General features: G+C 36.0%; 13 protein-coding genes. 12 read left to right on the top strand and 1 reads right to left on the bottom strand.

Features of this window, described 5'->3' with window-relative positions; genetic code table 11:
* Nucleotides 1-14 precede the first annotated feature (14 nt).
* Nucleotides 15-779, bottom strand: coding sequence for an alpha/beta fold hydrolase (locus tag BMY39_RS04870; RefSeq protein WP_092577692.1), 765 nt, complete (start codon nucleotides 777-779; stop codon nucleotides 15-17).
* A 299-nt stretch (nucleotides 780-1,078) separates the two neighbouring features.
* Between BMY39_RS04870 and mraZ the strand changes: the two genes are divergently transcribed.
* From mraZ to ftsA, 12 genes are all read left to right on the top strand, one after another.
* Nucleotides 1,079-1,546, top strand: a complete 468-nt coding sequence (gene mraZ, locus BMY39_RS04880) for a division/cell wall cluster transcriptional repressor MraZ (RefSeq protein WP_092576330.1) — start codon at nucleotides 1,079-1,081, stop codon at nucleotides 1,544-1,546.
* On the top strand, nucleotides 1,533-2,429 hold the full coding sequence (gene rsmH, locus BMY39_RS04885) for a 16S rRNA (cytosine(1402)-N(4))-methyltransferase RsmH (protein ID WP_092576332.1): 897 nt from the start codon (nucleotides 1,533-1,535) through the stop codon (nucleotides 2,427-2,429). Before mraZ ends, rsmH begins: the two co-directional genes overlap by 14 nt.
* Nucleotides 2,430-2,747 carry an FtsL-like putative cell division protein gene (locus BMY39_RS04890; protein ID WP_092576337.1) on the top strand — a complete coding sequence of 106 codons (318 nt, stop codon included), beginning with the start codon at nucleotides 2,430-2,432 and terminating at the stop codon, nucleotides 2,745-2,747.
* Between the two features lie 62 nt (nucleotides 2,748-2,809).
* Nucleotides 2,810-4,768 (top strand): penicillin-binding protein, encoded by a 1,959-nt coding sequence (locus tag BMY39_RS04895; protein ID WP_092576342.1) that lies wholly within the window; start codon nucleotides 2,810-2,812, stop codon nucleotides 4,766-4,768.
* The gene (locus BMY39_RS04900) at nucleotides 4,765-6,228 is read left to right on the top strand and encodes a UDP-N-acetylmuramoyl-L-alanyl-D-glutamate--2,6-diaminopimelate ligase (RefSeq protein ID WP_092576347.1); all 1,464 of its coding nucleotides are present in this window, start codon (nucleotides 4,765-4,767) and stop codon (nucleotides 6,226-6,228) included. The genes BMY39_RS04895 and BMY39_RS04900 overlap by 4 nt, the downstream gene beginning before the upstream one ends.
* A 50-nt stretch (nucleotides 6,229-6,278) precedes the next feature.
* Nucleotides 6,279-7,520 carry a phospho-N-acetylmuramoyl-pentapeptide-transferase gene (gene mraY, locus BMY39_RS04905; protein WP_092576349.1) on the top strand — a complete coding sequence of 414 codons (1,242 nt, stop codon included), beginning with the start codon at nucleotides 6,279-6,281 and terminating at the stop codon, nucleotides 7,518-7,520.
* Between the two features lies 1 nt (nucleotide 7,521).
* Nucleotides 7,522-8,853: a UDP-N-acetylmuramoyl-L-alanine--D-glutamate ligase gene (gene murD, locus BMY39_RS04910; RefSeq protein WP_092576352.1), complete on the top strand. Its 1,332-nt coding sequence runs from the start codon at nucleotides 7,522-7,524 to the stop codon at nucleotides 8,851-8,853.
* A 48-nt stretch (nucleotides 8,854-8,901) separates the two neighbouring features.
* Nucleotides 8,902-10,089, top strand: a complete 1,188-nt coding sequence (locus BMY39_RS04915; RefSeq protein ID WP_092576356.1) for an FtsW/RodA/SpoVE family cell cycle protein — start codon at nucleotides 8,902-8,904, stop codon at nucleotides 10,087-10,089.
* 70 nt (nucleotides 10,090-10,159) lie between these two features.
* Nucleotides 10,160-11,263: an undecaprenyldiphospho-muramoylpentapeptide beta-N-acetylglucosaminyltransferase gene (gene murG, locus BMY39_RS04920; protein ID WP_092576361.1), complete on the top strand. Its 1,104-nt coding sequence runs from the start codon at nucleotides 10,160-10,162 to the stop codon at nucleotides 11,261-11,263.
* Nucleotides 11,260-12,612 carry a UDP-N-acetylmuramate--L-alanine ligase gene (gene murC / locus BMY39_RS04925; protein WP_092576367.1) on the top strand — a complete coding sequence of 451 codons (1,353 nt, stop codon included), beginning with the start codon at nucleotides 11,260-11,262 and terminating at the stop codon, nucleotides 12,610-12,612. Before murG ends, murC begins: the two co-directional genes overlap by 4 nt.
* Before the next feature lie 16 nt (nucleotides 12,613-12,628).
* On the top strand, nucleotides 12,629-13,321 hold the full coding sequence (locus tag BMY39_RS04930; protein WP_317039324.1) for a cell division protein FtsQ/DivIB: 693 nt from the start codon (nucleotides 12,629-12,631) through the stop codon (nucleotides 13,319-13,321).
* Nucleotides 13,322-13,324: 3 nt separating this feature from the next.
* A complete protein-coding gene (gene ftsA, locus BMY39_RS04935) occupies nucleotides 13,325-14,644 on the top strand; it encodes a cell division protein FtsA (RefSeq protein WP_092576377.1) in 1,320 nt (439 codons plus the stop codon).
* The last annotated feature ends 55 nt before the right edge of the window (nucleotides 14,645-14,699 follow it).

Raw genomic sequence — 14,699 nt, forward strand, 5'->3', positions numbered from 1 at the left:
TTTTATTCGGACTTTTAAAGTTTGCGCTTAGTTAACCATGCATTCAAAATTGTATTGAACTCTTCCGGATGCTCCATCATTGCAGCATGCCCACATTTATCAATCCAATACAAATCAGAGTCTGGTAATAGTTCATGGAACTCTTCGGCAACTTCTGGTGGTGTAACATTGTCATTTTTACCCCAAATAATACAAGTTGGGACATTCATTTTAGGTAAGTCTTTGGCCATATTATGTCTAATGGCACTTTTTGCAATAGCCAAGGTTTTAATAAGTTTATTGCGGTCGTTTACAGTAGCATAAACTTCGTCAACAATTTCTTTTGTTGCCACTTTAGGGTCATAAAAAACATCTTGTGCTTTCTTTTTAATCACCTCATAATCACTGCGTTTGGTGTAACCGCTACCCATCGCGCTTTCATAAAGTCCAGAACTCCCAGTAATTACTAGTCCCTTTACTTTTTCAGGGTATAATTTGGTATGATATAGCCCAATATGACCGCCCAGGGAATTTCCTAGTAAAATCACCTCGTCGAAGCCTTTAAACTCTATAAAATCATGTAGATATTTGGCAAAACTTTTTACGTTTGTTTTAAGAAGCGACATGGTATAAATAGGTAATTCTGGAATTACAACTTTATAGCCTTTTTCACTAAAAAAGTGTTTTACGGCATCAAAATTACTCAACCCTCCCATTAGGCCATGTAGCACAATAATAGGTATCCCTTCTCCAATTTCTATATAACTGTAGTCTTTCTCTTTTCTTAAGCTATCCCCCATTAATCTTAGTTCATCCGTTTCCTTAAAAACAAATATAGTTAAATCATTCATATTTCTAGAAGTTTAATTTTTACTAAATCGTGTGCGTTAAAAATGGGTGTTGTTAACACCAGTTGAAAACTAGCGGGGAGTTTATCCAACCAATTGATAATTAGAGATAAGCTGTAGATATTTTTACTGGATATCGGATAAAAATCACGTGAATCTAAAAAATTATCAACAAAAGTGGGATAAAGTGGTAAATCGTGGTAAATTTTGATATATTTGAAACTTAAACACCAAAATTTTAAGCTGTTATAGTGCATTCATTAATAGGGACATACAATTGCAAAGTTGATGCTAAGGGTCGCATGATGATTCCTGCTGGCATGAAAAAACAGTTGATGCCTATTTTAGATGATGGTTTTGTATTGCGTCGTTCTGTATTTCAAAAATGTTTGGAATTGTACCCGATGACGGAATGGCAACTGCTTATGCAGAAAATGAACAAGCTTAACAGGTTTAAGAAAAAGAATAACGATTTCATCAGAAGATTTAGTGCTGGTGCGAGAATTATTGAGGTAGATGGAAATGGTAGATTGTTAATTCCCAAGGATTTAACGGTATTTGCTAACATTTCAAAAGACATTGTAATCTCACCGTCGATTAATATTATCGAAATATGGGATAAGAACTTGTATGAGCAATCTATTGACGATGCAGCTCTAGATTTTGCTGATTTAGCTGAAGAAGTAATGGGGCAAGATGATAGCGATGATGTATCATAATCCAGTTCTATTAAAAGAAACCGTTGAAGGTTTAAATATTAAGCCAGATGGTGTTTATGTGGATGTCACCTTTGGAGGTGGCGGTCATAGTAGGGAAATTTTAAGTAGGCTTGGGGAAAATGGAAGGCTATTTGCCTTTGATCAAGATGAGGATGCGCTAGCTAATGCTCTTGATGATAACCGCTTTACATTAATACATGAAAATTTTAGATACGTGAAACGTTTTTTGAGATTTCATGGCGTAAAAGAGGTTGACGGTATTTTGGCAGATTTTGGAGTGTCGTCCCATCAATTTGATGTTGCGGAACGCGGGTTTTCTACACGATTTGAAGCAAAGTTAGATATGCGTATGAATCAACAAAACGAATTATCGGCATATCATGTGATTAATGAATATGAAGAGGAGCAGCTACGACAAGTGTTTTCACAATATGGTGAATTACGGTCTGCTCCGGCTATGGCAAGATTGATTGTTGAGCATAGGCAAAATGAACCAATTGTAACCAGTGAACAGTTAAAACAGGTGTTGCAAAAGTTTTTGTCGCCACGACATGAGAATAAAATTTTAGCTCAAATATATCAAGCGATACGTATTGAGGTAAATCAGGAGATTGAGGTGTTAAAGGAATTCTTATTACAAACACCAGAAATTTTAAAACAAGGTGGGCGGTTAAGTGTTATATCCTATCACTCTTTGGAGGATAGATTGGTGAAACGTTTTATCAGAAACGGATTGTTTGAAGGCGAACCAGAGCGTGATATATACGGAAATTTTGAGGTGCCTTTAAAAAAGGTGGGAGGTTTAGTGGTCCCTGCAAAAGAAGAGGTTAAATTAAATAATAGGGCGCGCAGTGCAAAATTGCGAATTGCCGAAAAACTGTAGATGAAAAAAAACATCTATAACATATTAAAAGGAACATTTTTGGTAAGCGACGATTCGTTTAAAAATTGGCGCATTATCATTTTTATTTCGGTTTTGGCATTAATAATGATTGCAAGTTCGCATAGTGCGGATGAAAAAGTGCATGAGATTGCACGTTTAGAAAATGAGGTAAAGGAAATGCGATCTGCGTTTGTAGACGGCCGTTCTAGGTTGATGAAGTTAAAAATGGAATCGGCAGTGGTAGCAAAAATGAAGGAGAAAGGACTAATGCCTTCTGTAATTCCACCAAAAAAGATAAAAGTAAAATCACAAAATTAATTAGAGCTTTGGCAGTAAGCGAAAAACACATATTAAACCGATTGTATTTTGTTGCGGGGTGCATGTTCATCTTCGGGATCGCTGTTATGGTGAAGTTGGGGAACATACAGTTTGTGCAAGGTGATACGTATCGGGCTAAAGCTGAAGAGCGTATCGTGAAAGACTTTGTAATTCCTGCAAATCGAGGTAATGTGTATTCGGTAAATGGTAATTTGTTGGCAACGTCAATTCCTAAATATGATATTCGGTTTGATGCGTTAACACCAAAGAATTCAATTTTTGAAGCGTACTTAAAGCCACTTTGTGATTCTTTGGCAAAATTCCCTGGTATGAAAACGTCATCTCAATATCAACGTTTAATCCGTAAAGCCAGAGCTAACAAAAATCGGTATTTAATGTTGGCGCGAAACCTAGGGTATTCTGAGTATATGAGAATGAGAACATATCCTTTGTTGAAGATGAGTCCGTTTAAAGGTGGTTTAATCGTAGAGCAAAAAACAAAGCGCGAGCATCCAATGGGTGGTATCGCACAACGTACTATTGGTTATGAGCGTATTGACGAAAAAGGAAATGTTACTCGTCCTGGTATTGATGGTGCATTTGGCATAAAATATTTAAGAGGAAAAGATGGCAAACATGCCAAACAACAAATTGGTAAAAACCAATGGAAACCTATTGTAGATTATAATAAAATTGAGCCTCAAGATGGTTTGGATGTTTACACAACTATTGATGTTAATATTCAAGATATCGCGCATCATGCCTTATTAAAACAATTAGAGCATTATAAGGCAGATCATGGTTGTGCCATTGTAATGGAGGTTGAAACCGGTGAGGTGCGAGCAATCGTGAATTTAGGTAGAAATACCGAAGGTAAGTATTATGAAAGAAGAAATTATGCAGTGTGGGAAACGCACGAACCCGGTTCTACATTTAAGCTAATGGCTCTTGCTGCTGCCTTTGAGGATAAAGTAGTAGATACTAGTGATGTTGTAGATACCGAAAAAGGTGTATTGACGTTTTACGGAAAAAAGGTGCGAGATTCTAAATGGGGAGGTTATGGTAAGATTTCCGTAGCCGAAGCTTTTGAGGTTTCGTCAAATACTGGAATTGTAAGGGCAGTATATGATGCCTATAAAGATAAGCCTTCGAAATTTGTTGATAGGTTATATGATATGAATTTAAAAGACAAGCTAAATCTTCCAATTATTGGGGAAGGTGAGGCAATTATCCCAGACCCAAGAATAAAAAATAAGCGTTGGAGCGGTATAGCGTTGCCATGGATGGCTTTTGGGTATGGCGTGTCTTTTACACCTCTCCAAACATTAACATTTTACAATGCCGTAGCTAATGATGGAGTAATGGTAAAACCTCGATTTTTAAGGGAAGTTAAAGAGTTCGATAAAACTATAGAGCCTTTTGAAAGGGAAGTCATTAACAAACAAATCTGCTCAAAAGAAACTATAGGTAAGCTTCAGCAGCTATTAAAAAATGTTGTAGAGAAAAAACACGGTACAGGGCACCGATTATATTCTAAGAATTTCTCCATGGCAGGAAAAACAGGTACCTGTCAGAAAGACTATAGGGATAAGGAAAAGCTGAATTACATTTCTTCATTTGCAGGTTATTTTCCAGCGGAGAACCCAAAATATTCTTGCATTGTAGTGATTCACGAGCCTGATAAAACTGTTGGGTACTATGGTGCTGATGTTTCAGGGCCCGTTTTTAAAAGCATTGCGCAAAAAATATTTACAGATACGCCGTTAATTGAAGAAGTAGAGTCATTAGAAGTAAAGCATGCCGCTGTAGAACAGCAATTTGAAAGCTATTACAAAACAGCACAAACCTACAAAACCATTATGCCAAATGTAGTAGGACTGCCAGCTATGGATGCTGTGGCGCTATTGGAAAACATGGGTTTAAAGGTGAATTTTAAAGGTGCAGGAATAGTAAAGAAGCAATCCGTTGTAAAAGGACAAAAAGTAAAAAAGAATCAAAAAATTGTATTAGAAGTTTCGTGAGTATACTTAAAGACATATTGTATAAGGTAAATATTAATGCTGTTGTTGGAAGCACAAATATAGCTGTTAATGCTATTGATTTTGATTCTAGGAATATTGCCGAAAATGATGTTTTTGTAGCGGTTAGAGGTACGGTTACCGACGGGCATAAGTACATAGATATTGCCTTAAAGCAAGGTGCAAAAGCTATAATATGCGAAGCTTTACCAGCAAATTTAAACGATGGTATAACATACATAGAGGTTGACAACTCAAACAAAGCACTAGCAATAATGGCTTCAAATTATTACGACTCCCCATCGGATAATTTGAAGCTTGTTGGTGTGACAGGAACCAATGGAAAAACTACAGTAACTACATTGTTGTATCAACTGTTTAAAAATGCAGGATATAAGGTAGGGTTACTTTCAACCGTAAAGATTTTAGTAGACGATGAAGAATTCAAAGCAACGCATACTACACCAGATTCTTTAACAATTAATAAGTATTTGCAGCTAATGAATGAGGCTGGTGTGGAATTCTGTTTTATGGAAGTAAGCTCTCACGGTATTCATCAAAGCAGAGCAGAAGGTTTAAGATTTGAAGGGGGTGTGTTTACCAATTTATCGCATGATCATTTAGATTACCATAAGACATTTGCTGAATACCGAGATGTGAAAAAGTCATTTTTTGATGGTTTAGGTAAGCACGCATTTGCCTTGTCCAATACCGATGATAAAAACGGATTGGTAATGCTTCAAAATACTGAGGCTAAAAAATATACCTACGCACTAAAAGGGTATGCCGACTACAAGGCGCAGATTTTAGAAAATGAATTTAGTGGTCTGTTGCTGTCTATCGATGGTAGTGAAGTATGGACGCGATTAATAGGAAACTTTAATGCCTACAATGTATTGGCAATTTATGCTACAGCAGAATTATTAGGGCTTGAAAAAGTTGAAGTATTACGATTGATTAGTGAGTTGCAAAGTGTAAGCGGACGTTTTCAGTATTTAGTATCTGATGAAAAAATTACAGCAATAGTAGATTACGCTCACACACCTGATGCTTTGAAGAATGTTTTGGAAACCATAAACAGCATTCGAACAAAAAATGAATCGCTTATAACAGTTGTTGGTTGTGGTGGTGATCGTGATAAAACCAAGCGACCGAAAATGGCACATATTGCCTCGGAGTTAAGCACAAAGGTGATTTTTACAAGCGATAACCCTAGAAGTGAAGTTCCGGAAGATATTATTCAGGACATGGAAAAAGGTGTAGAACCGCAAAATTTTAAAAAAACAGTGTCAATTGTTGATAGAAAGCAGGCGATTAAAACGGCTTGTCAATTGGCCGAGGCTAACGACATTATTTTAATAGCGGGGAAAGGGCATGAAACCTATCAAGAAATTAAAGGAGAGCGCTTTGATTTTGATGATTATAAAACCGTTCAAGAATTTTTAAAACAGTTACAAAAGTAGGCCAGAGTGTCATTCAGAGCATTAGCGATGAATCTTAATAAATAGAATACATGTTATACTACCTATTCGATTATTTAGAAAAAGAATTTCAGTTTCCTGGGGCAACGCTTTTTGGGTTTTTAACCTTTCGAGGTGCTTTAGCCATGATTTTATCATTGCTAATTTCTACTATTTACGGGAAACGCATTATTCGTTTTTTACAGAGGAGACAAATGGGAGAAACTATTAGGGATTTAGGTTTGGCAGGACAAGCAGAAAAAGCTGGTACACCAACCATGGGTGGTATTATCATAATTCTGGCCACTTTGATTCCTGTATTTCTTTTAGCTAAACTCGAAAATGTGTATATCATCTTACTGATTGTAACAACGGTTTGGATGGGTGTCATTGGCTTTTTGGATGATTACAAAAAAAAATTTAAAAACGATAAAGACGGATTAAAAGGGCGTTTCAAGGTAATGGGGCAAATAGGTTTGGGTCTTATAGTGGGACTAGCTCTATTTTTTAATAATGATGTTGTTATCAAGGAAAAATTACCAGAGAGCCAACAGAAAGTACTGTTAGCAGGAAATCCTGATTTACCAATTGCGAAGTTGTTTGGTGCAGAGGAAAAATCTACCAAAACTACGATTCCTTTTGTAAAGAATAATGAATTTGACTACGCCAATTTAATCACTTGGATAAGTCCGGAGTTAGGTAAATACGCTTGGGTAATATTTGTATTGGCCGCCATCTTCATTATAACCGCTGTTTCAAACGGCGCAAATCTCACTGATGGTATAGATGGTTTGGCGGCGGGAACCTCGGCAATAATAGTACTAACGCTAGGGATTTTTGCCTGGGTATCTGGTAATATCATTTTTTCAGAGTATCTCAACATTATGTATATCCCTAGAGTAGAGGAAATCACTATTTACATAGCGGCTTTTGTTGGGGCTTTAATTGGGTTTTTATGGTATAATACCTATCCAGCACAAGTATTTATGGGCGACACCGGAAGCTTAACTATTGGAGGGATAATTGCGGTAATTGCTATCGCTGTACGTAAAGAATGGTTAATACCATTAATGTGCGGTATTTTTTTAGCCGAAAACTTGTCTGTGGTAATGCAGGTAAGTTGGTTTAAGTACACAAAAAAGAAATATGGTGAGGGTCGTCGCATTTTTAAAATGTCACCCTTACATCATCACTATCAAAAATTAGGATATCACGAAAGTAAAATCGTAACTCGATTTTGGATTGTAGGTATTCTGCTGGCTATAATTTCAATAGTAACATTGAAAATTAGATAGCATGAAAAGGCTGGTGGTATTAGGAGGGGGCGAAAGTGGTGTAGGTACTGCGCTTTTAGGAAAAGCCAAAGGGTATGATGTTTTTGTTTCCGATAAAGGGAAACTAAAGGATATATACAAAAAAGTTCTTTTACATAATGAGATTGAATGGGAAGAGGCGCAACATACAGAGGCTAAAATTTTGAATGCAGACTTGGTAATGAAAAGTCCTGGTATTCCTGAAACGGTTCCTTTAATAAAAGCTATTAGGGCTAGAGATATTCCTGTGGTTTCTGAAATTGAATTTGCTTCAAAATTTACTAATGCCACAATAGTTGGAATTACGGGAAGCAATGGAAAAACCACTACGGCAACGTTAACACATCATTTGTTAAAAGATGAGTTGAATGTGGGTTTAGCTGGAAATATTGGAGACAGTTTTGCGAATCAATTGCTAGAAAAAGATTATGAAAACTATGTGCTAGAAATCAGCAGTTTTCAGTTAGATGACGTTGTTGATTTTAAACCGAAAATAGCTGTTATCACCAATATCACACCCGATCATTTGGATAGGTACGCGTATAAATTCGAAAATTATGTGAAAGCAAAATTTAGAATTGCTATGAATCAAACGTCAAATGATTATTTGATTTATGATGCGGATGACGAAGTGATAGTGAACCACTTAAAAACCAACCCAGTTCAATCTACATTACTGCCATTTTCGCTCAAAGAAAAGATTGAAAATGGTGCATATTTTGAAAATAACAAACTAATAATAACGATAGAAAACGACAAACTAATTATGCCAACAACTAACTTAACCCTCGAAGGTAAACACAATATTAAAAATGCAATGGCTGCTTCAACCGTAGCACACTTATTGAAAATTCGAAAACAAACTATACGCGAAAGTTTAGAGAATTTTCAGGGTGTAGAGCACAGGCTGGAGCAAGTTCTTAAAATCAATAAGGTACAGTATATAAATGATTCTAAGGCTACCAACGTTAATGCTACATATTTTGCATTAGAGAGTATGGATACACCTACGGTTTGGATAGTTGGGGGAGTAGATAAAGGTAATGATTACCGTGAGTTGTTTCCCTTTGTAAACGAAAAGGTAAAGGCGATTATTTGTTTAGGTGTTGATAATGAAAAACTGATGGACACTTTTGGGAGCATGGTAGATATTATTGTGGAAACTCAATTTATGAGCGAAGCGGTGAAGATAGCTTACAAGATTGCTGAAGCAGGAGATAATGTGTTATTATCGCCAGCATGTGCAAGTTTTGATTTGTTTGAAAACTATGAGGATCGAGGGCGTCAATTTAAAGATGCAGTCAGAAATTTATAAGCTTAAATAACTCACCGAACGAGGTTAAAGTATTATTCAATAAAATAAATGCAGCAAATATTTAAAAATATAAAAGGAGACCGGTTGATTTGGGCAATAGTAGCACTATTAGCTATTCTATCGTTTTTACCGGTATACAGTGCTGCAAGTAATTTAGCCTACAGAGGAAGTGGAGGCAATACGTTTACTTTTTTTGTAAAACATTTTGTGCACTTATTGCTTGGTTTTTCTATTATGTATGGTGTGCATAAAATACCGTATCGTTATTTCAGGGGGTTGTCTTTAGTAATGATTCCTATTGTTTTGGTATTGCTTACCATTACCATTTTGCAAGGCACAACTGTTGAAGGCGCAAGTGCAAGCCGATGGATAACATTTGGAGGTATGTCTTTTCAAACATCAACGTTGGCATCTGTGGTTTTAATGGTTTATGTGGCACGGTATTTATCTAAAATGAAGGATAAAGTTATAACATTTAAATCTTCTGTTTTACCACTTTGGGCACCAGTTTTCTTAATCCTTATTTTAATTTTACCTTCCAATTTTTCAACCACAGCCATCATATTTACTATGGTGTTGGTGTTGGTGTTTTTGGGAGGGTACCCTGCAAAATATTTGGCAATTATTTTAGGCTCTGGTGTATTAGCACTTACGTTTTTTGTGTTGGTTGCGAAAATGACAGATGGTCCGTTAAAAGTAAAAGTAAATACTTGGGAAAACAGAATCGCGAATTACTGGAATGGCGAAGATACCGAGGCCGATTATCAAATTGAAAAAGCAAAAATAGCTATAGCTTCAGGAAAAATAAGAGGTGTTGGTCCTGGAAAAAGTATCCAAAAGAACTTTTTGCCACAATCGTCTTCAGATTTCATTTTTGCAATCATTATAGAAGAATACGGATTAATAGGTGGTTTTCTTATAATGCTGTTATATCTGTGGTTGTTATTTAGAGTGGTTATTGTTGCGCAAAAAGCTGACTCAGTTTTTGGAAAATTATTGGTGCTGGGTGTTGGTTTGCCTATAATTTTTCAGGCATTAATAAATATGGCTGTTGCTGTGGAGTTATTTCCCGTAACTGGGCAAACATTACCGCTTATTAGTAGTGGAGGTACTTCCATTTGGATGACCTGTTTAGCTATAGGTATTATTTTAAGTGTAAGTGCGAGACGAGAAGAAATAAAACAACAAGAAATAAATGACGACAATCCTCTAGAAATCTTGTCGGAAACGATTTAAGGCAATAGACAGGATACGGGTTAGCGTAGCGTTTTGAAATTTAGTTTTTTGAATATTGGAAATTTAATTAATGGCAAATAAAGAAGCATATAAAATAATTCTTTCAGGAGGTGGCACGGGTGGTCATATTTATCCTGCAATAGCCATTGCGAATGAGTTAAAGAGTAGGTATCCAGAATCTCAATTTCTATTTGTTGGTGCTAAGGATAGAATGGAAATGGAAAAGGTGCCACAAGCAGGATACGAGATTAAAGGATTGTGGATTTCGGGTATTCAACGGCGATTAACATTAAAGAATGTAATGTTCCCTTTTAAGCTATTGAGTAGTCTATGGAAAGCGAGAAAAATCATAAAGACTTTTAAACCGGATGTGGTAATTGGAACAGGTGGTTTTGCCAGTGGTCCTTTGTTGCAAATGGCTGCTTCAAATGGTATTTCAACATTGATACAAGAACAGAATTCCTATCCTGGAATCACGAATAAAATTCTATCAAAAAAAGCACATAAAATTTGTGTTGCTTATGAAGGGCTAGAACGGTTTTTTCCTAAGGAGAAAATTAGGATTACCGGAAATCCTGTGCGGCAAGATTTATTGAGTGTGGAAGGAAAAACGGTAGAAGCAAAAAATTATTTCAACCTAAAGCATGGTAAATATACCTTATTAGTATTAGGTGGTAGTTTAGGCTCTAGACGGATTAATGAATTGATCGAGCAAAAGCTAGATTTTTTTGATACACAGAATATAGAAGTGATTTGGCAGTGTGGTAAACTTTATTATCAGCAATACAAATTTTACGGTAACTCTAAGAACGTCCAAGTTTATGAGTTTTTAAATAAGATGGATTTAGCGTATGCTGCTGCAGATATTATTATTTCTAGAGCAGGTGCTAGTTCGGTGTCGGAATTATGCATCGTTGGCAAACCTGTAATTTTCATTCCATCGCCCAATGTGGCTGAAGACCATCAAACCAAAAATGCCATGGCCATAGTGAATCAGGATGCGGCATTATTGATAAAAGAAGCCGATTTAGATGCAAATTTTGAAAACACATTTTCAAGACTTAAGTCTGATGCGGAAAGACAATTACAATTAAGTAAAAATATAAAAAAACTAGCTTTAGTAAATGCCACCAATGATATTGTTGACGAAGTTGAAAAACTACTAAATAAATGAATTTGAATAGCGTAAATAACGTATTTTTTATTGGTATCGGTGGTATCGGTATGAGTGCTTTGGCGCGCTATTTCAAATCTATTGGAAAAGAGGTTTCAGGGTACGACAAAACACCTACTGAAATTACCGAGGCTTTAGAGAATTTAGGTGTTTCTATTCATTTTAAAGATGATGTGCTGAATATAGGCAAAACGTTTAAAGATAGGGATGCAACATTGGTCGTGTACACACCTGCAATACCAAAAGCGCATTTAGAACTAAACTACTTTATATCACATGGTTTCAGCGTAATGAAGCGTTCTCAAGTTTTAGGGATAATTACAGAAAATACATTTTGTTTGGCCGTTGCAGGAACACACGGTAAAACTACTACAACCAGTATATTAGGACATTTATTGTATCAGTCTGATGTGAAACTAACAGCATTTTTGGGGGGAATTAGTGAAAACTATAATTCGAATCTAATTTTGAATGGCGATGAGGTTTCAGTGGTCGAAGCTGATGAGTTCGACAGGTCGTTTTTAACGCTGTCTCCTAATTTGGCATGTATTACATCAATGGACGCAGATCATTTGGATATTTATGGAGACGCTTCAGAATTAATAAAATCATTCAAAGATTTTTCAAAAAAAATAAAACCTAACGGCAAATTGTTTGTTAGAAACGGATTGCCTTTAAAAGGAATTACATATGGTATAGAGGATGATGCTGATTACTCCGTTCAAAACATAAAAATTGAAAATGGCACTTATGTTTTTGATATTAGAACGCCTAAGGAGATTATAAAGAATTTAAAGTTCAATCTCCCAGGAAGACATAATTTGTCTAACGCATTAATAGCAATGGCAATGGCTACGGAGTTTGGCATATCTCAAAAGAAGCTTGCCAATGCGCTGGCTTCTTATAAAGGGGTAAAACGCCGATTTTCATATCAAATAAAAACCGATGATTTGGTGTTTATTGATGATTATGCGCATCATCCAGAAGAAATAAAAGCAGTGCACAATGCAGTTCGGGAAATGTATCCTAACAAAAAGGTGCTAGCCATTTTTCAACCGCATTTATATTCAAGAACCAGAGATTTTATTGATGGTTTTGCCAAAAGTTTGTCGCAATTTGATGAGTTGTTATTGCTCGATATTTATCCTGCTAGAGAGTTGCCAATAGCAGGTGTAACTTCAAGTTGGTTACTGGATAAAATTGATAATACTAATAAAAAATTAGTATCTAAAAAGAATTTAATTTCAGAAATACAAAAAAGTGCAGCACAGGTTATTTTAACTATTGGTGCTGGTGATATAGGGGAAGAAGTAAAGCATATTAAAAAAGGATTAAGTGTTGCAAGTTAATTGGAATTACATAAAAATGTTGGCCCTACTTATAATAGTAGTGCTTTTGTATGCCTTTTCATCAGTTAAAAATGATGTTAGAAAAATATCAAAAGCTAACATCTCATTTTTAGGTGAAAACAATCTTTTTATCACTCATGAGACTGTTAGTAAATTGTTAATACAAAATCAACAGCGCGTTGAAAATGAGGCTAAAGAAACTTTAGATTTGAATACATTAGAAAACGCCCTGAATTCTAATCCCATGATAAAATCGGCTGAAGTGTATGTTGCTGTAAATGGTACACTTAATGCCGAAATTAAACAAAAAAGACCTGTTGCGAGAGTAAGCACGAACGCATCTTATTATATAGATGATGAGGGTAATTATATGCCTTTGTCATCTAATTTTACTGCAAGAGTGCCTTTAGTTACTGGATATGTAGAGAAAAACAATTTGAAAAATGTTTTTCAGGTTGCCCGAAAGGTAGGAACGGACGATTTTTTAAAACACCATGTCGTAGAGATTCACCAAAATATAAATGGTGCTTTGGCTTTAAGATTGCGACAATGTGATTTTATTGTGAATCTTGGAGAATTAAGTTTTTTAGATAAAAAGATAAATAATTTAAAGGCGTTTTATAAAAAGAGTTTAAAAGAGAAGACGTTGGATAAATATAGCAAAGTGAATTTGCAGTTTGATAATCAAGTAGTGTGTACCAAAGCTTAACATATGGAGCATAATTTATCAGTAGGTTTAGATATAGGAACCACAAAAATTGTGGCGATGATTGGTCGTAAGAACGAATACGGCAAACTCGAAATTTTAGGTATTGGTAAATCTAAAAGTTTAGGTGTGCACCGTGGTGTAGTCAATAATATTACACAAACTATTCAGTCTATTCAACAGGCCGTTCAAGAAGCTGAAGCTACGGCAGAGTTAAAAATTGAAGAAGTAACGGTTGGTATTGCGGGGCAACATATACGAAGTTTACAACATAGTGATTATATCACACGACCAAATTCTGAAACGGTTATAGATGAAGATGATATTGACAGGTTAATTAATCAGGTTCATAAACTGGTGATGCTTCCAGGTGAGGAAATTATCCATGTGTTGCCACAAGAATTTAAGGTTGATGGGCAAGCAGAAATAAAGGAGCCTATTGGGATGTATGGCGGACGATTGGAAGCTAACTTTCATGTAGTTGTTGGTCAAGTATCTTCTATAAGAAATATTGGGCGCTGTGTGCAAAGTTCTGGGTTAAACCTTGAAGGTATTACTTTAGAACCGCTAGCTTCTGCAAACGCAGTATTAAGTCAAGAAGAAAAAGAAGCCGGTGTAGCTTTAATAGATATAGGTGGCGGGACTACCGATTTGGCTATTTTTAGAGATGGTATCATACGTCATACAGCAGTAATACCTTTTGGTGGTAATGTTATAACAGAAGACATTAAAGAAGGATGCTCCATTATTGAAAAACAAGCTGAACTTCTTAAAATAAAATTTGGATCTGCGTGGCCTGGTGAAAATAAGGATAACGAGATTGTGTCCATCCCAGGATTACGAGGAAGAGAGCCAAAAGAGATAACCCTCAAAAATCTCTCGAGAATTATTCATGCGCGTGTTGTAGAAATTGTAGAGCAAGTTTTTGCAGAGATTAAAAACTACGGGCACGAAGAGCAGAAGAAAAAACTTATTGCGGGTATTGTATTAACCGGTGGTGGTAGCCAGTTAAAACATTTAAAGCAATTGGTAGAATATATTACCGGCATGGATACCAGAATAGGTTACCCTAACGAGCATTTGGCAGGCGATAGTGATGCGGATGTTACAAGTCCGCTCTACGCTACGGCAGTTGGCTTAGTGTTGGATGGCTTAAAACGTAAGGAACGTAAAAAAGTTGAAGCGCAAGAACAGGAGATGTATGAAGAGCAAATTAAGGATGAAGCTGTTGATGAAGAAGAGATTGAAAAACCTGTTAAAGAACGCAAATCGTTCTTAGATAAATTAACCGAACGCGTAAAAGATTTTTTAGATAACGCAGAGTAGTATAGCGTGAAGTAGAAATTGTCTAGCAGACAATTTTAGCGAAGATGCCTGATGG

This window comes from Hyunsoonleella jejuensis (assembly GCF_900111025.1).
In the GTDB taxonomy this organism is placed as follows: Bacteria; Bacteroidota; Bacteroidia; order Flavobacteriales; family Flavobacteriaceae; genus Jejuia; species Jejuia jejuensis.